Raw genomic sequence first — 24,535 nt, 5'->3', positions numbered from 1 at the left:
TATGAGAGTGCCCAATCGCCGATTCTACATCAAGTACTCAATGGCTACTTTTCTTGCCTTGTCTTGCATGAGTTACACGATTCAAGCGGATGAGTTGAGCTTAGCGTGGGACTGGCAACTGAGCGCTGAGTCGGTTGAATCGAGAGAGTCGCCTTTTAGCCCTTTAGCATCCGATAATCGTCAGTCGCTCAATGGTTTGCTGGATCTTGAAGTTGGATACAACAATTGGCTTGGCCTGTTCGCAGTGAAAGCCAACGATATTCTAAGCAATAACCCTCAACAACAAGACGCGAGTTTTGAATCGGAATTCATCGTGCGTGAGTTGTTTTGGCAAGGTGGTTTTGACCTGTCTAATTCAGCGTTCGGTGACCACTACCTCGATGTCACGCTCGGTAAGGTTCGCCTAGATTGGGGCGTGGGCTATGGCTACCGACCGTTAGACATCATCAAGCCTTACCGACAAAACCCTGTGGGTATTGTGGCGGAAGAGGGCGCGGGTGTTGCGTCGGCGTCACTGTTCGATATGACGGGCGAGTGGACACTGCTTTACAGTGACTCGTCATGGACTTCCCAAGACGTAAATGAATTTGAAAAGCAGAATCAGCAGCAAGGCTTTGGGGTACGTCGTTACAATTTAGTGGGCGATCATGAGTATCAATGGGTCGCCTATTATGACGATGTGCGTCACGGCTTGCTTGGAGCGAGTTTAGTATCGGTGTTAAACCTCGCGTGGGAATTTCATGGTTCGGTGGTCTATCAACGACAAAGCCTTGGCTACAGTCAGCCCAACTCAATGCTTAAACCGGTTTATCTTGAAGAGCAGGGTGAGGCCTATCAAGCGTTAGCTGGAATAACATGGGCAAATGACACAGGCCACAGTGTGGTATTGGAATACTGGTTTGATAGCCGAGCTTGGAGCAACTCTGAGTGGCAAAGCGCAATAGAAAGTGCTGAGTCTTTGTCGGTTAATCCGATGACCGCATCATTGGCAGGTTCTTACGCGCAAGGTTATCAACACGCTAATTTGGTTCAACACAACATCATGTTTCATTGGTCTTTGGATTCGACACATGGCTGGCTTGAATATATCACGCCGACATTCGACGTCATGTTGTCTCCCCAAGATAGCGGTTTTATTGCTACCCAGTGGCTCAACTATCAGGCGTTAGATAATGGCGACTCATCGTTGGATTTGGAACTTGCTGCACGCTTTCTAGGCGGTAAAAGTGATTCTGCTTACGCCAACTTACCCGATAGTCATATGATTCTTTTAAATATCAAAGGACGATTTTAATGAACACTTTTTCAAACAGTCAGTTTCCATGGATTAAGAGCTTCACGCTGACCACACTGTTTTGTTTCGTTATCGCCATCACCACACAGACAATTTGGGGTGGAGACCTTGTGGTCAATCTCGCGATAAGCTTTGGTTTTGGTTACAGCGCGGTGGGGTCCTCTTTTATCTTGGTTGAGGTGTTTAAGAGGAAATCAAAGGTGTTTGATGTGGGCATCTCAATGGTGATCGCGATGACCTTTGGTACCTTGAACGCGCACTATTGGTTGAATGGACATTTCGGAGCCAATATCTCGGACCTTAAATCAGTGGTGCTGTTGGGCGTTATCTTCTGCTCGGTTTGCTATTACTATTTCTACTCAAGAGAGAAGCAGCTGCGTGCCGACAATGAATTAGAAGTGGCCAAGCGCCGTCAGGCAGACCAAGAAAAGGTTGTGGTGCTAAGTCAGCTTAAGCAACTGCAAAGCCAAATTGAACCGCACTTCCTGTTTAACACTCTGGCGACCATCAATGTGTTGATTGAGAGTGATAGCGCTAAAGCCAAACTGATGCTCGAAAAATTGACTGACTTGTTGCGTGTAACTCTGAAAAACAGTCGCACTGAGCAATCGACCATCGCACAAGAGGTCGACTTGTTGGACGCTTATCTTAATATTCAAAAGATACGTTTGGGTGAGCGTCTAGCGTTCTCGATTGAAACGAACGACATTAGCGATCAGCAAGTGATTCCGCCATTCTTGATTCAACCTCTAGTCGAGAACGCATTAACTCACGGTATTGAGCCTAAAGCCGCGGGTGGCCAAGTGAATATCCGCATTGGTCAACAGGCACAACAGCTAAAAATTGAAGTTTCAGATAATGGCGCGGGGCTGAAAACGCCTTCTGCGAATACGGGTCACGGTGTTGGGTTAAGTAATATTCGTCAAAGAATCGAAACTCTTTATGGTGATAAGGCGAGCCTAACGATTACTGAAGAAGCTGAAGGCGGGGTAGTCTCGACGATCTTGTTACCGCTGACTGACGTAGCCGCTTAGAATTACAGACCCAAAAGTACAGAACAGTGACGAAAAACAGACGATTTACAGTGTGAATTTAAAGGACTAGCCATGAGCAACTCAGCAATACAGCCGAACGTTACGGCGATTATCGCAGACGATGAAGCACTGTTAAGGCACCATCTCGACAAGAGTTTGGCCGAGGTTTGGCCGGAGCTAGAGATCGTTGGTAAGGCACAAAACGGGCTAGAGGCGATGCAGAGTATTCAGCAACTTGAGCCTGATGTGGTCTTTCTTGATATTCGAATGCCAGAGCTCGATGGTATTTCATTGGCGGAAAAACTGAACAAGTTAACTTCGCCGCCATTGGTGGTTTTCATTACTGCTTATGACGAATATGCGGTTAAAGCCTTTGAGCACAATGCGATGGATTACCTGCTCAAGCCAATCAATGAAGAGCGCTTACTGGCCACATGTCAGAAAGTTCAAGCACGCTTGTCGAGCAATCAAACGCAATCAGGTAGCACGCCGGAACAGCCTGACATCGCGGCATTAATGAATCAGCTTCAACAGCTATCTCAGTCAACCTCACAGCAAGCTCAACCTCAATATCTCACATGGCTCAAAGCCAGTGTCGGTGAAGACATTCATCTTATCGCCGTCGATGATGTGGCTTACTTCAAAGCAGAAGATAAGTACGTGTCTATATTTAAAAAGAGCCAAGGGGGTGTGCTAGAAGAGTTTATTCTTCGCGTGTCTCTAAAAGAACTGATCGCTCAGCTCAATCCGGATGAGTTTTGGCAGATCCACCGTTCAGTGGTGGTGAAAGTCTCCGCAATAGATAAGGTAAAGAAAGGCCTCTCCGGCCAGATGTCGGCGTATGTGTCAGGCGAGAAGTTACCCATCAGCCGCGCCTCGCAAGCCTTGTTTAAAGGTATGTAGATAACTAGCTTAAAGGTATGTAGCTATTGATTTTAGATTGGATGTAGTTAGCGAGTTTAAATGGATGTAATAGGCTCTTATTAAAACGCCACTTTAAATGAACACCGCCGATCTTACATAGAGAATGGTGATTTATAAAATGAAGATCTGGATCACAAAGATATTCATCGGGTTAAATATTAAATAATAATCATTAACTCAATCTGTATATTGTCGATGAATGACATTAAGAGGTTGTTATGAAAACATATTATTTAGCGACGGCATTATGCCTAACTTTGGTTGGCTGTAGCTCAACATCAAAAACCACCGAAAACTTAATCCAACCGGATCCTGCGTGGACTTCAGGTCAACTGGAAAACGGCCTTACCTATCATGTTTATCCTGATCATGAAGAGTCTGTCTCTGTACGTTTAGTCGTTCACGCGGGTTCGATTCAGGAGACTCCTCAACAGGAAGGTTATGCTCACTTTGTCGAGCACATGGCATTCAATGGCAGTAAAAACTTTTCTCAGAACGATGTGATTCGTCTGTTTGAAGATGCAGGCGCTAGCTTTGGTGCTGATATTAATGCTTACACCTCTTATGAAGAGACGGTATACCAGTTAGATTTGCCAGATAACGTTCAATTGCAGTCTGCCCTGACGTGGATGCGTGATGTGGGTGATGGACTGGACATTGCAAGCTCAGAAGTTGAAAAAGAGAAAGGTGTGATTCTTGGTGAGTTTCGAATGGCTCGCCTTGATGACAAGTCATTCGGAGAGGTATTTTATGACCACTTTATTGAAGGCGGTCCGTACGAATCTCAAGACGCATTGGGCACCAAAACATCGGTTGTCGATGCAACCTCTCAAGGCCTATCTAATTTCTACCAAACTTGGTACCAACCTCAAATCGCCGAGTTAGTGATTTCAGGTGATGTAGACATCAAAACCTTGATTCCATTGATTGAAGAGAAGTTTTCAAGCTGGGAGCGTGGTGACACCCCAAGACCAGAAAAGCAGAAAATGACCTCGTTCAATGAAGGTGATTATGTTGAATACGCAGGAAGAGAAGCGCCGAGCATCACTCTGACGTTCAACCGCGGTTTAGATAGAGTTGAAACTCATGCTCAACAGCATCAACGTTGGTTAGATGAAACCGCGCAACAAATCATTCAACAGCGACTCGAAGCAGTATTCAATGATGCAGCGCTGCCGACGCAATGGGTAGCGTCCGATAACTATCGAATGGGTTCTCTGAATTACTCATCAACAAGCGTTGGTTTCCCCGCTGGTGGTCGTGAAGTCATCCAACAAGAGCTGCTTTCTACCTTGGCATCACTGCGTGATTTTGGTGTTTCGGAAACGGATATCGTCGGCGAGCAGCACTACTACCAAGACTTGCTAGATAACATCGAGCATGACTGGGATAAAATGGACAGCGTTGAACACGCGAACTACAAAGCAAGTTCGTTAGTGACTGATCAAATCGTCCAATCACAGAAAGACTATCAAGCCAGTTTGGAAGCCTTTATTGCTAACCTAAGCCTGGAAGCGATAAACGACAACATCACAAATCTGCTCTCTGATGATTACTTCTTTGTTATTGGGCTGGACGATTCTGAAGACAGAGCAGCTGTTATTAACTCCCTCGATAGCTTAAAAGCGACGTACGGTGAGGCTGGAACACAGTCACTCACGATTGCAACAGCGAGTGCCTTTGCTGTACCGAGTTCGACGGGCGAGGTTGTACTGGCTGAACAAATGTCTATCGATCCATACATCCAAAAGTGGACGTTAAGCAATGGTATCGACATGTGGTACTTGCGTGACTATGTTGCAGGTGATGATGTTGGCGTGATGTACATGAGCCTCGGCGGAAAAGCCGCGTTGGATCCGAGCTTGTACCCCGCCGTTGAGGTTGCGTTACCAACTTTCGCTCGAAGTGGTGTTGGTGAGTTTACGGGTTCTGAACTTCTCGCGTATTTTGACCGTGAAGATATTCGTGCCGACAGTTTCATTGGCAATACTCGTCATGGTATTGAATTTAATATCAAAAAAGATGGGCTTAAAGATACGTTTGCTGCGCTTTATACCTTCATCACTGCGCCTAAAATTAATCCCGAGCAATTAGCTGCGGTGAAGCAGGAGTTTGTACAGGGTCAAGAATCTTTCTTGAGCAGCCCAGTTGGCCAGTTTGAACGCGCAATAAATCAGAATATCTATCGTCAGGAGAGTCGTCACCACTTTGTAGATAAAGAGCGTGTTGAAGCGGTTTCTGTGGAAGACATCGCTAACCTTCATCAGCAGCTGTTTGGTCAAATGAGACATAACCAACTCGTGATCGTGGGTGATATTGATCCAAGCGTATTGAAGCCTTTGGTTCAGCAATATTTGGCTTCGATTCCATTGGAAAAAGCAGTTGTGCCTGACTTTAAGGTGGCTTTCAAACAGCCATCAGAACCACGCATTGATTTAGCTATCAACAATGTGGATAGCGCAGAGTACGTTTTACGAGTCATCTCAGAGTCTGAAACTGAAGAAGGCTTTACGGCAAAAGAGATCTTCATGGAAGGGTTACTGGAACGTCTGTTGGCGACTCGTTTAGATACCTATATTCGTGAAGAGTTGAGCTTAGATTACTCGCCTTATACGTATTCAGCATCCGCAGATAGTGAACTGAGTGGTGAGTGGGTTATTGGTGCGATGATAGCGCCAGAGAACGTGGATAAAGTGGAAGTGGCGATCGATAAGGTGATTACAGATCTCCTACAAGGTGTCTCTGAAGAGGAAATACGAGCGGTTGTAAAACAGTTCGAAGCTGACTTCACGCCGCTCGAGATGAGTTCTATCGACCAAGCGTGGTATGTGTCTCGTTATCTACTTCATGGTTACGATATCGACGCTTTGTCTCAAGTTGAGCGAGTGGCGAGATCGATCTCTGCGGAAGATATGAATGCGCTAGTGCAACGCATCTTTGGTAAAAATAGCCGCAAGGTTAAGAACATCATGCGTCCTAAAGCCTAGGCTCAGTGTAGAACGTGAAAACGATAGCTTAAATCGCTGTTCACGAGACCAAATCAAAGCCAAACAGTCATTGCTTGGCTTTTTGTTTTCTGACGATTGTGGATGCATGAACACAGCGCGATGAGGTGAGCTATTGTCAGCGCAATGTCAAATATGCGTGGTTGTGATTTTAAATCAATTGTAACTTTCATAGCTGTTATATATTGTCGCTGTTTCTACCATTCAGGATTCTTGTTAATTGCTTAAACTAGGTACTCGATTAGTCTTAATGTTATTTTTACTGAGCTTTGGCTTAGTGAATTCTAACGGCTATTCGTTTCCTTCTAAGCCATTTCAAATTCATTCGGCTCAAGAGCAGTCTTCGCAAACTAATCTTTGTAAACAGGCAACTGCGGATAATCCATCAGCCTATTTAGAGTGCGATAAGGTTCAGTTGGACACCTCGTCTGTAGGTGACAGCTCCAACTACCATGATTCTGAATCGAGCCTTCAAGCTGCCACTTTTCGACGTATATTAACCAATGAGCAAGAAAATTCGGCCGATCTTGAGCCGGCTTATCATCTGCTGATTGACTTCGCACCTCCTTCTTTGCTGGCCTCCCTGTTGGTCAACACACCTCTGTTGGATTCCAAACAGCATTGGACCAGTATTGTGAGTTCCCCGTCCTCCCGGCTTTCGGGGTGGAAAGAGGGCAATATTCAATACTCGCATTTCCGAGATCTTCTTAGCTAATCGTTTGACCTTAAATTGGTCGTATCGATGGTCACTTGTGCCCGTTGAACTCGCCAATTAACCCAATATAGCGACACACAATTATTAGCCTCACTATTACTCAATCAGCTTGTTCTGGTTGTGATTAGTCATCGCTCGTGTTCGCAAAACATTAGTTATACCAATCGTAGTAAGTAACTGGTCTCCATAGCTGGTTAAAATGCTCGATCACTGCTTTTTTCCGGCTCTATTTTTGAGCACGTATTTACGGTGATTGGTACAAAGAAGAGATCTTGACTGTGAAAAAACGCATTCCAAGAAAACAAATTAACCACTACTCAAAGTGGAAATACGTGGTGCTTATCGCCACCATCATCATCATGATTCTAAGCGCCTTACCTTCTTGGTTTGGTGAGGACGCCTCGGTTCAAATCAGTAACCGTTCTGAGCAGACGATCGACGCCACTCAGGTGACGCAATACCTTGCTAGCGAAGGCATTCAAGCCAAATCAGCCTTTCAAAAAGACAAACGTTTAGTGGTGATCTTAGAAGATGCAGAGCAACAAGCGAAAGCCAAAGAAGTGCTTAATGAGCGCTTCCTCGACAACGCGACGGTTGCTCTTGCTATGGAGCCTGCAGCGCCAAAATGGCTAACTGATATGGGCTTTGCACCGATTCAGCTAGGCCTTGATTTACGTGGTGGTGTGCAGTTCTTATTAGAAGTGGATATGGAGCCGGTTTATCACGCGCAAGCACAAGCGATGGTCGACGAGATCACCAGCGAAGTGCGTTATGCCCGCGGTAAAGTGGTGAACAACCAAGTTCAGTTTGATTTCCGTACCGACGCTGATTTTGAAAAAGCTCAGAAGCTGATTCGTGAAGAGTTCCCACATTGGCTACGTGATCGTTCAGATAAATCACTGACGTTAACTCAGTCTGAAGAAGAACAAAGAACGCTGCGTAACCTCACCGTTCAACAAAACCTGCAAATCATGCGCAGCCGTATTGAAGAATTAGGCATCACGGAAGCATCGATTCAACGTCAAGGTGAAAGCCGTATTCGTATTGAATTGCCGGGTGTACAAGACCCTGCAGCTGCGAAAGACGTGATTGGTGCAACCGCATCTTTGGCGTTCTACTCTGTTTACGACAACCCAACGCGCAGCACTCAAACGCTGAAAGATTCCGATGGCAACCGTGTGGTTGTAGACCGTAAAGCGGTACTGAGCGGAGAACACATTATCGATGCTCGTAGTGGCATTGGTGAGATGGGCAGCGCAGAAGTAAACATTACCCTAGATTCTTCTGGTGGTAAGAAAATGTCTGAGTTCTCACGTCATAACATCGGTAAGCCAATGGCAACCGTGTACAGCGAATACAGTCGTGATAGAGCGGGCAACAGCAAGCAAGACAGTGAAGTGATCAGTGTGGCAAACATTCAGTCTCAACTGGGTAGCCGTTTCAGAATCACTGGCGCTGGCAGCTTGGCTGAAGCGCAAGAGCTTGCGTTATTACTGCGTGCGGGTTCATTGACTGCGCCAGTGACCATTATTGAAGAACGCACTATTGGCCCATCTTTGGGTGCGGAAAACGTCACTAACGGCTTTGCTGCTTTGGCGCTTGGCCTGGGTCTTACTCTAACGTTTATGGCGCTATGGTATCGCCGTCTTGGTTGGGTTGCGAACGCTGCATTGGTCGTCAACATGACCACATTGTTTGGTCTGATTGCCTTGCTACCGGGTGCAGTCTTAACTCTGCCAGGTATTGCGGGCTTGGTACTAACCGTTGGTATGGCGGTAGATACCAACGTGCTTATCTTCGAACGTATTCGAGACAAGATGAAAGAGGGGCGCAGCTTTGCGAGCTCCATCGACCGTGGCTTTGATAGCGCGTTCTCTTCTATTTTCGATGCCAACGTCACCACCATGATTGTTGCTGTGGCTCTATACACCATTGGTAATGGCCCGATTCAGGGCTTCGCTTTGACTCTGGGCTTAGGTCTTCTAACCAGTATGTTTACGGGCATTTTTGCTTCACGAGCGATCATCAATTTGGTTTGGGGGCGTGACCAACGCCACGACGTAAGGATTTAAGCATGAGTACTTCAAATATGACTAATTCAAACAGCTATGTTTCAGACCGCTATATTACAGACAGCAACATGACTCGCCTTCGTAAGGTGATGTCTGTGATTTCTATTGTGCTGTTCATGAGCTCTGTGATGCTGGTGGCAGTGAAAGGTTTTAACTGGGGCTTGGACTTTACTGGCGGTGTGGTTGCCGAGGTTCAGCTCTCTGACCAAGTAACAAAAGACGCGTTAAAAACCAAGCTTGATACGGCTTTCCAACAAGATGTTCAAGTGGTTGGGATGGCAGAACAAGATCGCTGGACGATTCGTTACAGCCAGCTGACTGATGCTCCACAACCAAACTTAGTGGATGCTTTGTCATCGGTGAGCGATCAAGTTCAAGTGCTTAACAGCAGTGTGGTTGGCCCTCAAGTGGGTCAAGACATGGTTGACCAAGGCGGCTTGGCGGTATTGGTGTGTTTCCTAATGATCATGTTGTACCTGAGTGTACGATTTGAATGGCGTTTGGCTCTTGGTGCACTTGCCGCGATCATCTATGACGTCACGCTTATCTTGGGCTTGTTCGCCTTCACTCAATTCGAGTTCAACCTGACCGTATTGGCGGCCGTGCTAGCGATTCTCGGTTACTCACTTAATGACTCGATCATCATCGCCGACCGTGTCCGTGAAATGCTGCGTGGCAATCCAAACGGTGATACTGATAACTTGCTTAACGAATCGGTGAAAGCGACTTTCTCGCGCACCATGGTGACGTCAGGCACTACGTTGATCACCGTATCGGCGCTTTGGCTACTGGGTGGCGCTGCGCTGCAAGGTTTTGCGATTGCATTGGTTGTCGGCATTGTCAGCGGTACGTGGTCTTCCGTTTCAGTCGGCATCACCCTGCCTAAGTTACTTGGCCTACAGCCTTGTCACTACAAAGTAAAAGCTCCAGTAGAAGTTGAGGGCGAGTACCCTTAGGTTGTCTATTCGTTAGCAGCACAAGTTAGCAAGTAACTTCAATAAAGCCCTTCGTTTGTAATAAAACGAAGGGCTTTATTTTTTATAAGAGTCAGACAGTTAGCGAAAAGAGAAGCTATTTCAAAAAACGATGGATTGAATAGGCAACTGCGTGTGATATGAAGTATGTTTAGATGACGTCAGTAGAAATGAGGCAAGGGAATGGAATATCGACATCAATGTCATGTAGGCGATCATGGGGATGCTCTCAAGCATCCGGTATTGAGTGCACTGGTTAAATCATTAATGCAGCAACACTCACGCCTCAATGTTATCGACACGCACTCAGGAACAGGGTGCTACGACCTAACCACCGCGCCAAGTAATCATGCGGGCGAGTTTGCTGAAGGGGTCGGGTATCTTTGGCAAAATAAGGCTTACCTTCCAGAGTCATTCGCTTCTTTTATGTCGGTACTGGAATACTATAATCCGGATCGGCTTATCTCTTTGTATCCCGGCTCTGCTGCCATCGCATATCAACAAGGTCGCAGCCAAGACAGCTTCTATTTTTCAGATATTCAGCAAGACGAAGCCGACTTACTGCAAACCAATATTGAGAAGCTACAACGCGATCTAGATGTCTCAAGCAAGCTCATCATTACCGCAGGCGACGGGCTTAAAGCGTTACCTGATGATGTGGCCAAGCACGATAACCACCATCTGATTGTTATCGATCCACCTTACGAAACCGATTCTGAATATCTCGCAGTGATTGATGCCTTAGTTAAGGCTTATCAGCAATCTGAGAAAGTGTCTGCTCTGATCTGGTATCCGCTCTACACCGATGACAAAAGCTCACTGATTTTGAATCACTGTGTGACTGCAGTGAAAGAAGGCTTGTTACCAAGCCCGATTAAATCGGAATTACGACTGCGCGATCCTAAGGGTGATGATCGCCTCATCGGCAGCGGTTTGTTGCTGTTTAATCCGCCACAAGGCATTGCCGGACAGGTTGCTGACACGCTTGATTACTTACATAGTCAGCTCGCAACCAATGGTGAAGGTTATTGGCAAATGAGAAGCCTATAAATCTGATTTATATGGGGATTATGATGGTTTTCTAGACAGCGCTCACTAAATCACTGTTATTTATGTGGTTTAAATTGACCAAACGCTAACTTTTATCGATTGATTAATTGCAGTGAATCATTTAAAAATAGAATATCAATGCGCACAAGTGCATACTGGCTCATAAGTTAAATAATTAGTCCCAAATTAATATCAGATTGTGGTTTACCCCCTAAACTGCATAAGGCTCGCACTAGTCATGCGAGCCTTTCTTTTGCCTGAAGGAAATGTTTACAACAGTTGCTCTTCAATCTTTAGTGCTTTCTCGATGAGTTTCGCATTGAAATCTGCAGCTTCCACTGAGTAGTGCGCTTTACGATGGCAAGTCGGACAGAGTGCAATTACATTTTCAGGGCAATCAGCGCCACCATCAGCTAACCGTGTCAGGTGATGTACTTCTAGGTAAGGACCTGACTTGGTCTCAAAAGGCGAGGGATCTCCACAGCCTTCACAAAGCCCATTTGCCCTCTTTTTCGCGTAAAGCTTAATGGCTTCACTACGATATTTTACATGTGTGAGTTGTTCTTTCGTGTCAGTTTGAAGTGGCGTTGAAGCTAAAGCGATGTCTCGTAATTGCTTTAATGATTTACTTTTAGTTGGCTTAGTAAGGTATGACATTTTTGGAGTTTGAATTGTATCTCCAATACTTTGCGGGACGATATCTAAATGGAAAACTATCGCATCACGGAGTTGGTCGTTCTTGTCGGGGCGTTGCTCGATGTGATGACAGATGTAGTTGCAAACACCGACGAATCTAACAAAACCAGTTGAGACAGATTCAAATAAGAGAATCTCTTTGAGGTTGTTTTGGTGTTCAAAGATGGCCAAGTTTCCTTTAACCATTTTCATATCACCTTCTTGCCCTTCTCCTGTATATCGGAAAGTGCCGTCTGCACTAAAACCATCAGAGTAGCCAAACTCTTCGCCTGCATCGCTAGTGAAGATAAAGACATACGGGTGAGCAGCCGGCGTAGCGATACCACCATATTGTTGACCTTTGTAATGACCGTGTATATCTGAACGTCGATTGTAAACCTGTCCTACATTGAACAATGGAGAGTCCTCATTTATCCGTTTAAATCGGAATTATTATTGATATTTTTGTAGTTTATATTTTATGTAAAGTTCAAATATAACAGTGGTTTAAGTTAAAATATGCAAGTGGATTCTTGGGTGTAAAAAGGTATCGGTTCGGTCACGTTTCTAAGGAGGCAAGCCTGCAGGACTCATGCAGGCTTGGTGTTTGTTTTGGTGCTTACTCGCTACAACGCTGGATAATCGATGTAGCCTTTTTCGTTGCCGCCGAATAGGGTGGCGTCGTCGAGAGCTGATAGTTCATTGCCGTTTTGTAGGCGTGATACTAGATCTGGGTTAGAGACGAATGGGCGACCAAATGCGACGAGATCCGCATAGCCTTTGCTTAGTACTTCTTCGGCGCGCTCTGGTGTGTAACTGCCAGCGACGATGATGGTGTTGGAGAACAAGGCTCTTAACTCGACACGGAAGCTTTCAGGGATAACTGGTGCGTCATCCCAGTCTGCTTCTGATAGATGTAGGTAAGCGATATCACGCGCTTGCAATGCCTTCGAAGCTTCTAAAATCGTTGGCACGATGTCTGGGCAGTTCATGTCTTTGAAGGTGATGAATGGGGCTAAACGCACACCCACTTTATCCGCACCAATCGCATCAATGACTGCATCTACTACTTCAATCAAAAAGCGAAGTCGGTTCTCACGGCTTCCACCATAGTTGTCGGTGCGCTTATTTGAATTGGTTCTTAGGAACTGGTCAATTAGGTAGCCATTGCCACCGTGGATTTCTACTCCGTTGAACCCTGCTTCGACCGCTTTTTTCGCTGAGTTAGCAAAATCTTGAACGACACGATCGATGTCTGCTTGGGTCATTTCTCTTGGCTGGATGCAATCGACCATGTTGCCATTACCATTCTCATCAGAAATCCAAACCTGAGTTTCTATTGGAGCCAAAGCTGATGGTGCAATCGGCAGTTCGCCCCTTTGAAAGGTAGGGTGCGACACGCGGCCGACATGCCATAGCTGGCAGAATATCGCGGCGCCTTGTTCTTTTGCGGCTGTGGTTACTGATTTCCAACCTTCGATTTGTGCATCGGTATAAACGCCGGGTGTGAATGAGTAACCTTGGGAATCATCTGAAATCTGTGTTGCTTCAGTGATGATCAGCCCAGCACTTGCTCGTTGTTGGTAATAAGTCGCCATCATGTCGTTTGGCACGTTTCCAGGTTGGCTAGTGCGAGCGCGAGTCATGGGTGCCATAACAACACGGTTTTGCAGTTCTAGGCCTTTGAGTTCTGATGTCTCGAATAATTTGTTCATGGTATCTACCTTGTTTTAATTCAGTGTTTTTAGTTTTGTGTTCGGGTTATAAGTCGCGTTATTTGCTTTCTGCTGGGCTGAAAATAGAGTTGCTTTGAGGCTTGTCAGCTCGGTTGGCTTTGGCGATAAGCAGTAAGCCAATTACAGGGACAACAACGGCTGCGAATGGAATCATGCCTGCGCCTAGTTGGCTGTCGAGGACCATGCCACCAAGGAATCCACCAAAGGCATTGGCCAAGTTAAACGCTGAGATATTGGCTGTTGCTGCTAGCTCTTGGCCTTCGCCACCGTGGTTCATCACTCGAAGTTGCATGGCTGGAACGTTCGCAAATGATGCAATACCAAAGACAAATGCAGCGACAACGAAGAGGATTTTGTTGTCTACCACAAGGCCAACCACAACCAATGAAACGATCATTGCGACTGCCCAAAACATTGAAGCTTTACCGAGGTTTTTATCTGAAGAGCGTCCACCCAAGGTGTTACCTATGATTAAACCAACACCCACAATCACGAAGATCCAAGTAACAGACTCTTGGCCGTAACCCGTGATGTGCATGGCGATTGGCGCAAGGTAGCCGTAAAGCGTCATAAAGCCAGACCAAGCAAAAGCGGTGATCCCCAAGCTGATAAGCAGTATTGGATTTTTGAACGCCATAAGCTGAGTTTTGATGTCTTTCGCTTCGCTGTGACCGCTTGATTTGATTGAGGTTAGGATAGAGATCATCGCAACTGTGCCAAGTGCAGCCACGGTAAAGAAGGTGGTGTGCCAACCGAATTGCAAGCTCACCCAAGTACCGGCTGGAACTCCAAGAACGTTGGCGAGCGTTAAGCCTGCGAACATTTGGCCAACCGCGCGACCTGCCATTTTCTCAGACACTAAATTAGTCGCTACTACCGCTCCGATACCATAGAAAGGACCTTGCACTAAGCCTGCGATAACACGGCTCGCGAGGAGTAGAGGATAGCTTGGTGCGAGTGCAGACAAGACATTGCCGATGATGAACAACGCCATTAGCCCAATCAGCACAATCTTCTTGTTAAAGCGTGCAAGGTAGATGGTTAAGATTGGCCCACCGATAACGATAGCTAGCGCATACGCACTTATTAGGTAGCCCGCTTGGCCTTCTGTGATCGAAAGTGATGTAGCAATTTGTGGAAGAATGCCTGCGATAACAAACTCAGCGGTGCCAATCGCAAAAGCCGCGAGTGTGAGTATCCAAACTTGGAATGGAATCTTTTCTTTATGGATGGCTTCTTGTTTCATGATGAGTTACCTATGTAAATTTTTGTTTGTTAGGACGTTTAGATACACGCCCTAACGATTGTTCTTTGTGTCTTTGCGAGGTGTTTTAGCTGAGCAGCGCACCGCCATCGATGTCGATGATTGAGCCAGTGACGTATGGGTTATTAATCGCGAACAGGTAACCCATTGCGATCTCTGAAGCTTCGCCAACCTTGCCTGCGGGTAAGTTGTTTTTGGCGTTGTCGTACATGGCTGAACGAGCTGTGTCGTCCATGTTTTTGTAGGCTGTTGTCATGGTTAAACCCGGACTTACGGCGTTCACTCGAACTGGTGCGAGCTCTTTCGCAAGCACTTTAGTTACGCTTTCAAGTGCGGCGTTGATGGCTGTTTTTACGTAAGTGCCTGCGACTACTTTGCGTGACAACATGCCCGTCGTGAGCGTGATAGAACCGTTGGGCTTCATGTAACGTGCAGCATGCTTAGCAACGTTTAGGCTTCCCCAAAATTTGGTATCAAATGCCGTTTTCGCGTCTTCAATAGCAACGTCTGTCACTTTTCCCGCTGGAGCGGATGAGCCTGCCGTCACCACCAAATGATCGAATGGACCAATGGATTCAAAGTATTCGCAAATCGACTTTTCATCGCTGATATCAACACCTGTGTGGCGGCTAGCAATGTGGACTATGTTGTTGTCGTTTCTCAATTGCATAGCTAATGCTTTGCCGATACCTGATGTGCCACCAATGATGACGAAACTGCTCTTTTCTTGGTTAGTTAGTGTGTTGCTCATGGTCTGAATTCCTGCGTGTTCTGCTGATGGTTGTCATTATATTTGTTCGACTAAATTTGATAATTGGCTAATATATAAATTCATTATTCGGTTTAAATGAACAATAGGGCGAGAGCACGAATAGCATGGATAAGTTTTCAGACATGGCGATGTTCGTCAGTATTGTGAAGCATCAAGGGTTGGCGGCGGCGGGACGAGAGTTAGGGCTTTCTCCTGCGACCATGACAGCAAGGCTTCAGGCGTTGGAAGAGCGTTATGGTGTGAAGTTGTTGAATCGAAGCACAAGACATGTGTCTTTGACTGACTCAGGCGAGCTGTATCACAAGGCGTGTCTGGAGATATTGGATAATGTCAGCGAGGCTGAAAACCTGATTCAAAATGGCGTTAAAGAGGTCAAAGGCCCATTAAAGGTCGCCGCACCAAAAGATATCGGCAAGCAGTACATCCTGCCAATCTTGTCGGAGTTTTGTCAGCAGTACCCTGATGTGATTCCTTATCTGTATTTGAACGACAACCTGTCGAATATTGCCGAGTCAGGTATGGATATCGTGATCCGCTATGGGGAATTGGTCGACAGCAGTTTAATTTCTCGACGCTTATCGCCGAGCCGACGTGTGCTGTGTGCCTCGCCTGAATATCTTGCCAAGCATGGAACGCCGTTGACGCCACAAGATTTGGTCGAGCACGATTGTTTGGCGATGCTGCGCAGTAATGAAGAACTTAAGACATGGCACTTCCAAGATCACGACATGAAGAAGTCGATTACCGTTGTGCCAAAGCGATTCTCAGACGATGGTGAAGTCATTCGATACTGGGCATTAAAAGGAGAGGGCATTGCTCTTAAATCGGTACTGGATGTACAAGACGACATCAATAACCAACGCCTTGTGACTCTGCTTAATGGTTACATGAAGAACTTCAATACCTCGACTTCCGTATCAAGTGCTGACTTGAATGTGGTGTACATCAGCAAGAAGTACCAGCCGAAGCGTATTCGACTGTTTTTGGATTATCTTCTCGAGAGCTTCAGTGGCTTAGTCGAGAGGTCAGACAAAGAATAGACGCTCACCTACGTATGACGGATCTCTAGAACTCAGCGACAGCTTACGGACAGAGATCATCGATCTGGTTATGATACCTGCAACATAAGGACGTGATTGGAGAGAGAAATGAAACAAGTAGGAAGTACTATTATCCAACCTTTTCACAAAGCCACCTGCCACTGCGGTGCAGTCGAACTAGAGCTCAGCTTACCTAGCGGAATAGAAAAGCCGCGCCGATGTGATTGTTCTATCTGTCGTCGTAGAGGTGCGATTGTTGGCTCTGTGGCGCTTGATGGCATCAAGATCATCAAAGGTGCTGAGTATCTCAAGCTTTATCAATTCAATACCAATACCGCTAAGCATTACTTCTGCTCAAACTGCGGTATCTATACGCATCATCAACGACGATCAAGCCCAAATGAATACGGTTTTAATATCGGTTGTTTGGAAGGGGTAAACCCTTTTGATATTGGAGATGTAGTGACCAACGATGGTGTCAATCACCCAGCTGATCGATAATTTATTGAGCATTAAAAAGGGAAGGAATTATGTCTGAATATGGTGCGGTCATTCGTTGGAAAAAAGCGGAAAATGAAACCTTTAGCGATAATCAATACAGTCGCGGTCATACGTGGGAGTTCGATGGTGGTGTCACTGTACCTGCTTCGTCTTCTCCTCATGTGGTGCCACTGCCGTTTTCTGTAGAAGCGAATGTTGACCCTGAAGAAGCCTTTATCGCGGCACTTTCTAGCTGCCATATGCTGACTTTCTTGGGCATTGCCGCGAAGCAGAAGTACGTGATCGACTCTTATGTGGATGACGCAATTGGTGTGCTTGAGGAAGATGAATCAGGCCGCTCATCGGTTACCACGGTGACTCTTCGACCTGAGATTGTTTTTTCAGGTACTAAACAACCCACCGCCAAACAACTCGACAAGCTTCATCATTTAGCGCATAAAAACTGCTTCATCGCTAATTCGGTCAAGACTGAGATAAAGGTAGAAACACGAAATTAGTTTGTACTTTCAGATTATTTTCTAAAAGCTTCGTCTTTTTGATTATGCCATCGTCTTAAGGGTATTTATGCAATCAAGTGGATTGCAAAAAGACCGAACAACCTATTTGAGGGCTCCTCCATGACAGCGTTTAAGAGTACATCTAACTACGGTGAGAATGCGTTTATCAAAAGCAAACCGCAGATGCTACAGAACATTTATAACACCACAGATGTATTCCCATATTGGGTTGCCGATATGGATTTTCAGGTAGCAGAACCGATCACTCAAGAGCTGAATCGTTTGGTTGAGCGCGGTGTGTACTCTTATGAGTTTCATGAGCAAGCGGTGTTTGAAGCCCTTTCACAGTGGTACTCAAAGCGTCATGGTTTAAACCTTTCGGCTGATAAGTTTGTGCAGGTACCGGGTGTACTTTCTGGCATCGCATTGTTACTGCGCCAATTCACTAACGAAGGTGATGGTGTGCTTATCCATACGCCGGCGTATCACCAGTTTTCTAACTTGGTGAATAAAGCAAATCGTCAGGTTGTGAAGAGCCCACTTATCAATGATGAGCAAGGTTACCGCATTGATTTCGACGGTATGGAAAAGCAGATCATCGAACAAAAAGTGAAGACGATGATTTTCTGTAATCCACACAACCCAACAGGTCGCGTGTGGACACAGCAAGAAGTGACACAGGTTATCGAGATTGCCAAGCGCCATGATGTGTTGATCATCAGTGATGAAATCCATTCAGACATTATCTTTGAAGGTCACGCTTTCACGAGCTTAACCAGCTTTGATTATGACAAGGTCATCACTCTTATTGGCTCTCCGGCGAAAACCTTCGGTATGCACAGCATTTCAAACGGCTATGTGTACACGAACAATGATGAACTATTTGAAGCGTTCAAAACCAATGTCGCGGCGATGTATCTTGATCATGGCAATGCCTTGACGACCTTTGCGACGGTTGCCGCCTTTGAAAAAGGTGAAGAATGGCTAGACGGAATGTTGGTTTATCTGCAAGACACGGTTAAGTGGATCACTGAGTTTGCTGCGCAGCGCATTCCTCAATTGAAAGTCTTCCAGCCACAAGGGACTTACCAAGTGTGGTTTGATTTTTCTGAATTAGGTTTCTCGGAAGAAGAGCTAAAGAACGTGGTGTTTGAACAGGCTAAAATGGGGTTAACGCCAGGCGGCTGGTTTGGTGCTGAAAGTCCTAATTTTATGCGAATGAACATCGCCACATCACGTGACAATATCGAGAAGTCGTTTACTGCTTTAGCCGACGCGATTGATGGTTTTGAGCGAGGAGCTGAGGTGAGTTCAAACTGCTGCGATAACGGCACTTCAAAAAGCTGTTGCTGATTATCCCGACTTATCTGAAAATGCTTAGTAGGCGATACTGAGCAGTAGACTCTAAAAGAGCGAAAAACCGCGAGGCTGCTTAGCGCATGACTGGCGGTTTTTTTGTGTCTGTGTAATCCTAAGCATGATTTTATTGAGGTGTGGTTGAAGTGTTGAGTGGTAGTTCGAGAACACTTGAATGATTGGTAGAGAGTTATGTTTAGCGTCCCACTGAATAGTTTTGTACATCGTGTGAGTGATAAAAGCCAAGTGAAGGCGAATGCGACTGAGTGTGGATGCCAGTTGAAGCGAGTGCGTCGTTCACGCAACTGGTTGTTGGTGGCTCAAGATCATCAACTCATTGAATTTAAAACCATGTTAACTCATGAAAAAGACGATTGGATAGCAACCGCAATAGACAAAGTACTGCCTAAGCCTGTGGTGTGTTTGGCATCGTTGTTAGCCGCTACGCCCTCGATGACGGTCGCGCAGTTAGTGATGGAATCAGGGTGTTCAATGGCAGAAGCAAGGCGCGCTATTGATGAGCATGAAGGGTTGTAAGCGCAAACTATAAGGGAATAGGTTGTGTTATGAAATATTGTAAAAAGGAATCGCGAGCAGCAAAAAGCCCGTAACGATATTATGCTTTTTCAGCGGAATATCGTTACGGGCTTTATTATCTGAGCTTACGGTGAAGCTAGATAAAGAGGCCAGTCATTTGACGATTGCTATTAACTATCAATCTGCTACCAACGACCAATCTGATGTTAACAACCAATCTTAAGCTATAAGCTAACAACCAGCCTTTGCGAAGTGCTTGCTCTAATTAAGAGTTAGCTACTTTTACACGAATCGTGTTGCTGCCAAGCTTTGACATGTTCAGCTTGTTTAGTGCCGCTTTAGCTTCTTCGTGCTCTGGCATTTCAACAAAAGCAAAGCCTTTAGATTCGCCAGTGTTTTGGTCTAAGACTAGGCTGCACTCTTTTACTGAGCCGAACTCAGAAAATAGAACACGGATGTCTTGCTCAGCAGTAGAGCGCGATAGGTTACGAACTAGAAGTTTCATAATAAACCTTGAATATGAATTTACGCCGAGCATTGTCGCACACTTTCATGCTCACCCTCACAAATAATTGTCTCACGACTCTATTTCCTTGTGGCTCTGTCTAAGCGCTAGCCGCGGTTTATCGTGATGTCTGATACGAAGCCATGCTCTGTACTGGTTAACGCCTGTTTCAACATCTGAGCTGCCTCTGTCGCTGTCATAAATCTTGAGGTATCCATGTCTTTGCCGCTGGTTCCCCAAAACTCGGTCGCCATTCCGCCAGGATAAACGGCAACGATTTTCATCGGGTGACCTTTTAACTCCAATCTGACCGATTCGATAAAGCCTTTTACTGCCCATTTTGCTGCGCAGTAGGTGGACTCTTCCGCTTTAGCGCCTTGGGCTGCAGTCGACATTACTACTGCAATGGTGACGGGTTGGTCTTTGTAGCGTTGAACAAGTTCACGAATCAAAAAGATGGATGATTCTATGTTGTTTTTCAGCATGTCGCTGATCGCTGCAGGGTCTTGCTGTTCTATCTTACCAAAGTATCCACTGCCCGCGCTGTGAATCACCAGCTTAGGTGTTTCTGGCAACGTATTTAATAACTCGCTCACTGATTGTGGGTCACACAAGTCACAGGCTTGGCTAACGGTATTCGCTGGCAGGTCTTTCGCTAATTCAGCTAAACGTTGTGAGTTACGACCAGTGATCATCAAGCGCTGGCTGTTGTTCGATGTGTTCGCATATTGCTTAGCCAAAGCTGCGCCTAAACCGCTGCTTGATCCGGTAATTAAAATCATGGGGACTCGGAATTGTTGAATTGAATCGAGATAGTAAGGCTTTGAATGCCTGTTTGCTGAGATCTAAGACCAAGATGCAAAGATCCATGAGTTAGAACGATAGAACAGAGGATTGAGAACGTGACGTAAGTAGGGAGGGAAAAAGAAGGAGAGCTAAAAAGTAAAAACGCCGGCACAGGGCCAGCGATTTTGAAATCAGATTACTCGTCGTCGAACTGTTTGGTCGTGAATGAGTCTTCGATTCTGTTGAGCTCTTCTTGATCTTTCACTCGCTGTTCTTCTTGGCGAATGACTTTTGCTTCATTGAAGCGTTTCTTTTCCGACTTAGTCAGGAATTTTACAGCTTTCTTGTTGGTCAGTGCGTAAGCAACTACGTCTTCGCCTTTTTCTCTGCGGTCGTTTACACGTTGTGAGAAACGTTCATTGTCGCGAGCTTTACGCTCCGCTGAGGTCAACTTGCTCATGCTTTAAAGCCTTTTCAATTAATCATGGTAGGGAATCTACGCTTAGCGAAACCAATGGGGAAGTGCTCTTAATTGGTGGAACTGTGTATCTCGTTCGCTCAACTGAGTTTAGCCCATTTGTATGCTGGTGGCGCATCTTAGCACAGAGGGGTGAGCTTGCAGATACGCTATTCGAGGGATTAAACAAAACAGCCCACAATTTCACGTTGTGGGCTGTATTGTTGCGAACTGCGGTTGTCTTGTGAACCTAGAGCTGGTGTGGGATGAAAAGAAGCGCCAACAAGACAAGGTCAAACTAAGACTCTCTCAATCAGATTTTCTCGATGTATAAGATCACTTCACCGACTTTAAAGCCGAACTTCGACATCTCGGTTTTGTTGAACAAGCGTTTGTCGTCCATCAAGAACATCCAGTCATCCAACACCACTTCATAAGTGCTGCCATCCACTTCGATTTCTAGGTCGTATTTCCAATACAGAGCCGAGCCTTGAGTTTCACCATAAGCGGTACCAATCACATCGTTGGCCGTTCCTGTGTAGGTGTTGTCACCGGTTTTTATCAGGTTCCAAACCCGAGTGGACCGCTCACCATCTGCAAACGTAAACCACTCTTTGATTTCTCCCTTGTTACCGTCCCAAGTGGCAATAAGCTTGGCGTCAAAGCGGCGCAATAGGTTACCAGAGCGGTCAAGCACCATGCCGTAGGCCATCAGTTCACCATCAAAAAAGCTTTCCAATTTCAGCTCTGGGGTGGTGTCTACGTGGTTCTCTAAATTGGCAGAGCCACAACCCGCCAGCCAAGTGAGAGAAAGCAGTGCTAGAGCGACTTTTATTATTGTTGTTTTTGAACTCATTTATTTAAACCTAGTAGTTGTTTGCGTAGGCCGGGCTCGGATGTGTTTTCCGATAACCAAATGGCTAAAAAGGCTTCACCAAACTGTTTGTCTTGAATGATGCCGATGGGTTGTTCGTCGAAATAAAAACGGCTCACGTTGTCTTCAGCAACACGAATAGTGAGAGTGCTTCCCTCTTCAACGTTAGGCCACATCGCATACAAAGGTTTCAACCAACGTTGGATGTTGTTTTTAGAATAACCAAGCTTGTTCCATTGATCTTTGGTCGCATCCACCAAGTCTTTGCTATCGATAGAACGGTAATACTCAAGCTTGAGTGCGCGCTCAGAGTTGGTTGGCGTGGTGTAGAACTCCGCAGAGTAGAGAGTCCAAAATAGGTAACTCATTTCGCCTTGACCGCGCTTGTTGAGATCATCGACGGCAGAAGCTTTCGCATTGCCGGTGAACAGGAGTGCAGCAAAAATTAGGGATAGGGTGATAAAGCTGAAAAGTTTGTTCGTTCTTTGCTTGCTAGCTTGGATATGAAAGCTTGTTTGCGTACGATCGTTTGAATGCGTGCGTGCGCGACTGCTGTCGCTCTCAGGTTTGAACGCTTGCGCCGGGTTGCGTGGAAAAGCCATAAGTCACCTCGTTGTTGCCATTTTAGGTTGTACTAAGTTGGAGTAGGCGGCCACCAGTAAGGGCAACAAAATCCCCCAACTTATTGCAAGGGCAGCTAACACCGATGCATCTGGCCAAGTAGTAAGAAGGGCGCCTGCTTTGATGCCTCCCCAATAACTACTAGTACCTGCTACGAACCCTATGACAAACAAGATCACTTTCGAGCATTTTAAAAGCCAATTTAGGCTGTGATTGAAGCTGATTAAAAACATGATCCACAGGCAGACAAGCCACACTGGGAATATGGTTTGATTGGCGATATCAGGATCAACAGCGAACACGCCAAAATGCAGCATCAAGCTATCGAGCAGTAGACCCAAAGGTAACAAACAGAGGATTTTGAGATCGCTATTGCGAGTCGGAGAAAGAAGGAAATGGATAATCACGAACAGTGGAGTAACGAACGGGGCTTGCGCGGTAAAGAACGCGCTGCAAACCCAGGTCGCTTGAAACAGAACGAGATTAATAATCCAAAACCGTTTCATCTTTTGCTCCAAAGTAACGAGGTTTTCTTGCGACAAGGTGATGAGTGCTGATCACGCGCTCTAGGAATGCCCCTTCGCAGTAACAGAAGTAGAAGACCCAAAGGCGTTTAAACTCTTCTGAATAGCCCAATGCTTCGAGCTCTTCCCAACTGTTTTCAAAGGCAACGTTCCAGTCGTTAAGTGTGCGAGCATAGTGCAGCCCAATGTCATCGATTTCTTGAACCACAAGGTCTGTGCTGGTGGCGAGGTGTTGAGTCATCACGGCTACCGAAGGTAAACAACCACCGGGGAAGATGTACTTCTGAATAAAGTCGACGCCTTTACGGTATTTATCATAACGGCTGTCGGCAATGGTAATCGCTTGAATCAGCATTTTTCCTGAAGGCTTCAACAGAGAAGAGCACTTCTCGAAGAAAGTTTGCAGATATTCATGCCCAACCGCTTCTATCATCTCGATAGACACCAACTTGTCGTATTGGCCTGACAGGTTTCGGTAATCTTCTTTAAGCAGAGTGATCTTGTCGGTTAAACCAAGCGCTTTGACTCGCTGTTCTGCCAGTTCGTGCTGGGCATCTGAAATGGTCGTGGTAGTAACGTGGCACCCGTAGTGCTGTGCCATGAATATCGCTAAACCGCCCCAACCAGTACCGATTTCAACTACGCTGTCCGATTCTGAAAGCTCTAAGCGTTCACAGATGGTTTTCATCTTGTTCTGCTGTGCTTTCGACAGAGTCAATGCGTCTTCACTGTAGATAGCCGATGAGTACAGCATTGAGCAATCAAGAAAGCGTTCATACAACTCGTTACCGATGTCGTAATGGGCAAGAATGTTTCTTTTAGAGCCTTGTTCGGTGTTGGAATTTTTACGACGAAGAAGTAGGTTTTTGAATTTAGAAATCCACTGTGTTTTGTCGTCCAATTCATCCAGTTGAGCTTGGTTTCGCGCCATGATTTGAATGACGCGAGTGAGGTCGGGGCTGGTCCATTTACCATCAATGTAGGCTTCAGATGCCCCAATACTGCCGCTCATCACCACATCTCGGTAAAAGCTCGCGTCATGGATAACGATTTGAGCGCTTAAGGTCGCTTCTCTGTCTCCAAACACCGAATGTTGGTCTCGTTCTATCACTTCGAGTTTTGCGAATTGCAGACGTTCTAGAACCTTGAAAATCAGAGCTCGATATTTGCAGTTGCTTGAAACAGCAACGGCTTTAGCTTGTTGTTCTACGTTGTTGTTTTGTTTGGCAAGCTGTTCCATGGAAACCTCGCTGAGAAATTGTTTTAAATTTAGTTTTACTGACTTAGGGCTAGAACTGCTTATCTCGTTAAGCTTACCCAAG

24 protein-coding genes are annotated in these 24,535 nt (G+C 45.8%); 13 read left to right on the top strand and 11 right to left on the bottom strand.

The annotated features are described in order from the left end of the window. The first annotated feature begins 1 nt into the window (after position 1). The 8 genes from QUF19_RS20140 to rlmJ all read left to right on the top strand — a co-directional run bounded on the left by QUF19_RS20140 (position 2) and on the right by rlmJ (position 11,068). Positions 2-1,294: a hypothetical protein gene (locus tag QUF19_RS20140; RefSeq protein WP_286302688.1), complete on the top strand. Its 1,293-nt coding sequence runs from the start codon at positions 2-4 to the stop codon at positions 1,292-1,294. Continuing rightward, entirely contained in the window at positions 1,294-2,328 is a 1,035-nt protein-coding gene (locus QUF19_RS20135) for a sensor histidine kinase (protein WP_286302686.1), read from the top strand. The genes QUF19_RS20140 and QUF19_RS20135 overlap by 1 nt, the downstream gene beginning before the upstream one ends. A 72-nt stretch (positions 2,329-2,400) precedes the next feature. Next, positions 2,401-3,231, top strand: a complete 831-nt coding sequence (locus tag QUF19_RS20130; RefSeq protein ID WP_286302684.1) for a LytR/AlgR family response regulator transcription factor — start codon at positions 2,401-2,403, stop codon at positions 3,229-3,231. A 239-nt stretch (positions 3,232-3,470) separates the two neighbouring features. Further along, positions 3,471-6,239, top strand: coding sequence for a M16 family metallopeptidase (locus QUF19_RS20125; RefSeq protein WP_286302682.1), 2,769 nt, complete (start codon positions 3,471-3,473; stop codon positions 6,237-6,239). Positions 6,240-6,507: 268 nt separating this feature from the next. Beyond that, the gene (locus tag QUF19_RS20120; RefSeq protein WP_102434545.1) at positions 6,508-6,972 is read left to right on the top strand and encodes a hypothetical protein; all 465 of its coding nucleotides are present in this window, start codon (positions 6,508-6,510) and stop codon (positions 6,970-6,972) included. Positions 6,973-7,244: 272 nt separating this feature from the next. Next, positions 7,245-9,044, top strand: a complete 1,800-nt coding sequence (gene secD, locus QUF19_RS20115; protein ID WP_132761623.1) for a protein translocase subunit SecD — start codon at positions 7,245-7,247, stop codon at positions 9,042-9,044. Positions 9,045-9,046: 2 nt separating this feature from the next. Next, positions 9,047-10,000 carry a protein translocase subunit SecF gene (gene secF / locus QUF19_RS20110; RefSeq protein ID WP_286302676.1) on the top strand — a complete coding sequence of 318 codons (954 nt, stop codon included), beginning with the start codon at positions 9,047-9,049 and terminating at the stop codon, positions 9,998-10,000. A gap of 201 nt (positions 10,001-10,201) precedes the next feature. After that, entirely contained in the window at positions 10,202-11,068 is an 867-nt protein-coding gene (gene rlmJ, locus QUF19_RS20105) for a 23S rRNA (adenine(2030)-N(6))-methyltransferase RlmJ (protein WP_286302674.1), read from the top strand. 270 nt (positions 11,069-11,338) lie between these two features. Here rlmJ and QUF19_RS20100 read toward each other — a convergent pair whose 3' ends face one another. The 4 genes from QUF19_RS20100 to QUF19_RS20085 form a co-directional block, all read right to left on the bottom strand. Then, positions 11,339-12,160, bottom strand: a complete 822-nt coding sequence (locus QUF19_RS20100; protein ID WP_286302672.1) for an HNH endonuclease — start codon at positions 12,158-12,160, stop codon at positions 11,339-11,341. A gap of 209 nt (positions 12,161-12,369) precedes the next feature. After that, positions 12,370-13,458 (bottom strand): alkene reductase, encoded by a 1,089-nt coding sequence (locus QUF19_RS20095; RefSeq protein ID WP_286302670.1) that lies wholly within the window; start codon positions 13,456-13,458, stop codon positions 12,370-12,372. Between the two features lie 58 nt (positions 13,459-13,516). Beyond that, positions 13,517-14,725, bottom strand: coding sequence for an MFS transporter (locus tag QUF19_RS20090; protein ID WP_286302669.1), 1,209 nt, complete (start codon positions 14,723-14,725; stop codon positions 13,517-13,519). An 85-nt stretch (positions 14,726-14,810) separates the two neighbouring features. Further along, entirely contained in the window at positions 14,811-15,494 is a 684-nt protein-coding gene (locus QUF19_RS20085) for an SDR family oxidoreductase (RefSeq protein ID WP_286302667.1), read from the bottom strand. A 125-nt stretch (positions 15,495-15,619) separates the two neighbouring features. On the opposite strand from QUF19_RS20085, the gene QUF19_RS20080 reads away from it, so the two are divergent. The 5 genes from QUF19_RS20080 (at position 15,620) to QUF19_RS20060 (ending at position 19,446) form a co-directional block, all read left to right on the top strand. Further along, the gene (locus tag QUF19_RS20080; RefSeq protein ID WP_286302665.1) at positions 15,620-16,555 is read left to right on the top strand and encodes a LysR family transcriptional regulator; all 936 of its coding nucleotides are present in this window, start codon (positions 15,620-15,622) and stop codon (positions 16,553-16,555) included. 108 nt (positions 16,556-16,663) lie between these two features. Continuing rightward, a complete protein-coding gene (locus QUF19_RS20075; RefSeq protein WP_286302664.1) occupies positions 16,664-17,056 on the top strand; it encodes a GFA family protein in 393 nt (130 codons plus the stop codon). A 29-nt stretch (positions 17,057-17,085) separates the two neighbouring features. Further along, a complete protein-coding gene (locus QUF19_RS20070; RefSeq protein ID WP_286302662.1) occupies positions 17,086-17,553 on the top strand; it encodes an OsmC family protein in 468 nt (155 codons plus the stop codon). A 120-nt stretch (positions 17,554-17,673) separates the two neighbouring features. Next, on the top strand, positions 17,674-18,906 hold the full coding sequence (locus QUF19_RS20065) for a MalY/PatB family protein (RefSeq protein ID WP_286302659.1): 1,233 nt from the start codon (positions 17,674-17,676) through the stop codon (positions 18,904-18,906). A 195-nt stretch (positions 18,907-19,101) separates the two neighbouring features. Then, positions 19,102-19,446, top strand: coding sequence for a ribosome recycling factor family protein (locus tag QUF19_RS20060; RefSeq protein WP_286302657.1), 345 nt, complete (start codon positions 19,102-19,104; stop codon positions 19,444-19,446). A gap of 265 nt (positions 19,447-19,711) precedes the next feature. On the opposite strand, the gene QUF19_RS20055 is transcribed toward QUF19_RS20060, so the two are convergent. From QUF19_RS20055 to QUF19_RS20025, 7 genes are all read right to left on the bottom strand, one after another. Next, positions 19,712-19,951 (bottom strand): RNA recognition motif domain-containing protein, encoded by a 240-nt coding sequence (locus tag QUF19_RS20055; RefSeq protein ID WP_009846076.1) that lies wholly within the window; start codon positions 19,949-19,951, stop codon positions 19,712-19,714. Positions 19,952-20,058: 107 nt separating this feature from the next. Next, positions 20,059-20,733 carry an SDR family NAD(P)-dependent oxidoreductase gene (locus tag QUF19_RS20050; protein WP_286302653.1) on the bottom strand — a complete coding sequence of 225 codons (675 nt, stop codon included), beginning with the start codon at positions 20,731-20,733 and terminating at the stop codon, positions 20,059-20,061. Between the two features lie 200 nt (positions 20,734-20,933). Further along, a complete protein-coding gene (locus tag QUF19_RS20045) occupies positions 20,934-21,197 on the bottom strand; it encodes a hypothetical protein (protein WP_017098840.1) in 264 nt (87 codons plus the stop codon). 310 nt (positions 21,198-21,507) lie between these two features. After that, positions 21,508-22,050, bottom strand: a complete 543-nt coding sequence (locus tag QUF19_RS20040; protein WP_286302647.1) for a DUF3833 domain-containing protein — start codon at positions 22,048-22,050, stop codon at positions 21,508-21,510. Further along, positions 22,047-22,670 (bottom strand): chalcone isomerase family protein, encoded by a 624-nt coding sequence (locus tag QUF19_RS20035; protein WP_286302645.1) that lies wholly within the window; start codon positions 22,668-22,670, stop codon positions 22,047-22,049. The genes QUF19_RS20040 and QUF19_RS20035 overlap by 4 nt, the downstream gene beginning before the upstream one ends. A 3-nt stretch (positions 22,671-22,673) precedes the next feature. Beyond that, positions 22,674-23,195 (bottom strand): DUF2878 domain-containing protein, encoded by a 522-nt coding sequence (locus QUF19_RS20030; protein WP_286302643.1) that lies wholly within the window; start codon positions 23,193-23,195, stop codon positions 22,674-22,676. Further along, positions 23,173-24,453, bottom strand: coding sequence for an SAM-dependent methyltransferase (locus QUF19_RS20025; protein WP_286302641.1), 1,281 nt, complete (start codon positions 24,451-24,453; stop codon positions 23,173-23,175). Before QUF19_RS20025 ends, QUF19_RS20030 begins: the two co-directional genes overlap by 23 nt. Positions 24,454-24,535 lie beyond the last annotated feature (82 nt).

This window comes from Vibrio sp. FE10 (assembly GCF_030297155.1).
Classification (GTDB): Bacteria; Pseudomonadota; Gammaproteobacteria; order Enterobacterales; family Vibrionaceae; genus Vibrio; species Vibrio apostichopi.
The sequence above is the reverse complement of the archived record's forward strand: the minus strand, read 5'-3'. Positions and strand labels throughout refer to the sequence as shown.

Bases quoted from the DNA above. Each gene is read 5' to 3' on its own strand.
- QUF19_RS20070 (WP_286302662.1), top strand. From the start codon at position 17,086: ATGTCTGAATATGGTGCGGTCATTCGTTGGAAAAAAGCGGAAAATGAA.
- secF (WP_286302676.1), top strand. From the start codon at position 9,047: ATGAGTACTTCAAATATGACTAATTCAAACAGCTATGTTTCAGACCGC.
- QUF19_RS20140 (WP_286302688.1), top strand. From the start codon at position 2: ATGAGAGTGCCCAATCGCCGATTCTACATCAAGTACTCAATGGCTACT.
- QUF19_RS20080 (WP_286302665.1), top strand. From the start codon at position 15,620: ATGGATAAGTTTTCAGACATGGCGATGTTCGTCAGTATTGTGAAGCAT.
- QUF19_RS20120 (WP_102434545.1), top strand. From the start codon at position 6,508: ATGTTATTTTTACTGAGCTTTGGCTTAGTGAATTCTAACGGCTATTCG.
- QUF19_RS20040 (WP_286302647.1), bottom strand. From the start codon at position 22,050: ATGAGTTCAAAAACAACAATAATAAAAGTCGCTCTAGCACTGCTTTCT.
- QUF19_RS20075 (WP_286302664.1), top strand. From the start codon at position 16,664: ATGAAACAAGTAGGAAGTACTATTATCCAACCTTTTCACAAAGCCACC.
- QUF19_RS20025 (WP_286302641.1), bottom strand. From the start codon at position 24,453: ATGGAACAGCTTGCCAAACAAAACAACAACGTAGAACAACAAGCTAAA.
- rlmJ (WP_286302674.1), top strand. From the start codon at position 10,202: ATGGAATATCGACATCAATGTCATGTAGGCGATCATGGGGATGCTCTC.
- QUF19_RS20090 (WP_286302669.1), bottom strand. From the start codon at position 14,725: ATGAAACAAGAAGCCATCCATAAAGAAAAGATTCCATTCCAAGTTTGG.
- QUF19_RS20050 (WP_286302653.1), bottom strand. From the start codon at position 20,733: ATGATTTTAATTACCGGATCAAGCAGCGGTTTAGGCGCAGCTTTGGCT.
- QUF19_RS20030 (WP_286302643.1), bottom strand. From the start codon at position 23,195: ATGAAACGGTTTTGGATTATTAATCTCGTTCTGTTTCAAGCGACCTGG.
- QUF19_RS20035 (WP_286302645.1), bottom strand. From the start codon at position 22,670: ATGGCTTTTCCACGCAACCCGGCGCAAGCGTTCAAACCTGAGAGCGAC.
- QUF19_RS20060 (WP_286302657.1), top strand. From the start codon at position 19,102: ATGTTTAGCGTCCCACTGAATAGTTTTGTACATCGTGTGAGTGATAAA.
- QUF19_RS20055 (WP_009846076.1), bottom strand. From the start codon at position 19,951: ATGAAACTTCTAGTTCGTAACCTATCGCGCTCTACTGCTGAGCAAGAC.
- QUF19_RS20085 (WP_286302667.1), bottom strand. From the start codon at position 15,494: ATGAGCAACACACTAACTAACCAAGAAAAGAGCAGTTTCGTCATCATT.
- QUF19_RS20045 (WP_017098840.1), bottom strand. From the start codon at position 21,197: ATGAGCAAGTTGACCTCAGCGGAGCGTAAAGCTCGCGACAATGAACGT.
- QUF19_RS20130 (WP_286302684.1), top strand. From the start codon at position 2,401: ATGAGCAACTCAGCAATACAGCCGAACGTTACGGCGATTATCGCAGAC.
- QUF19_RS20125 (WP_286302682.1), top strand. From the start codon at position 3,471: ATGAAAACATATTATTTAGCGACGGCATTATGCCTAACTTTGGTTGGC.
- QUF19_RS20095 (WP_286302670.1), bottom strand. From the start codon at position 13,458: ATGAACAAATTATTCGAGACATCAGAACTCAAAGGCCTAGAACTGCAA.
- QUF19_RS20135 (WP_286302686.1), top strand. From the start codon at position 1,294: ATGAACACTTTTTCAAACAGTCAGTTTCCATGGATTAAGAGCTTCACG.
- QUF19_RS20065 (WP_286302659.1), top strand. From the start codon at position 17,674: ATGACAGCGTTTAAGAGTACATCTAACTACGGTGAGAATGCGTTTATC.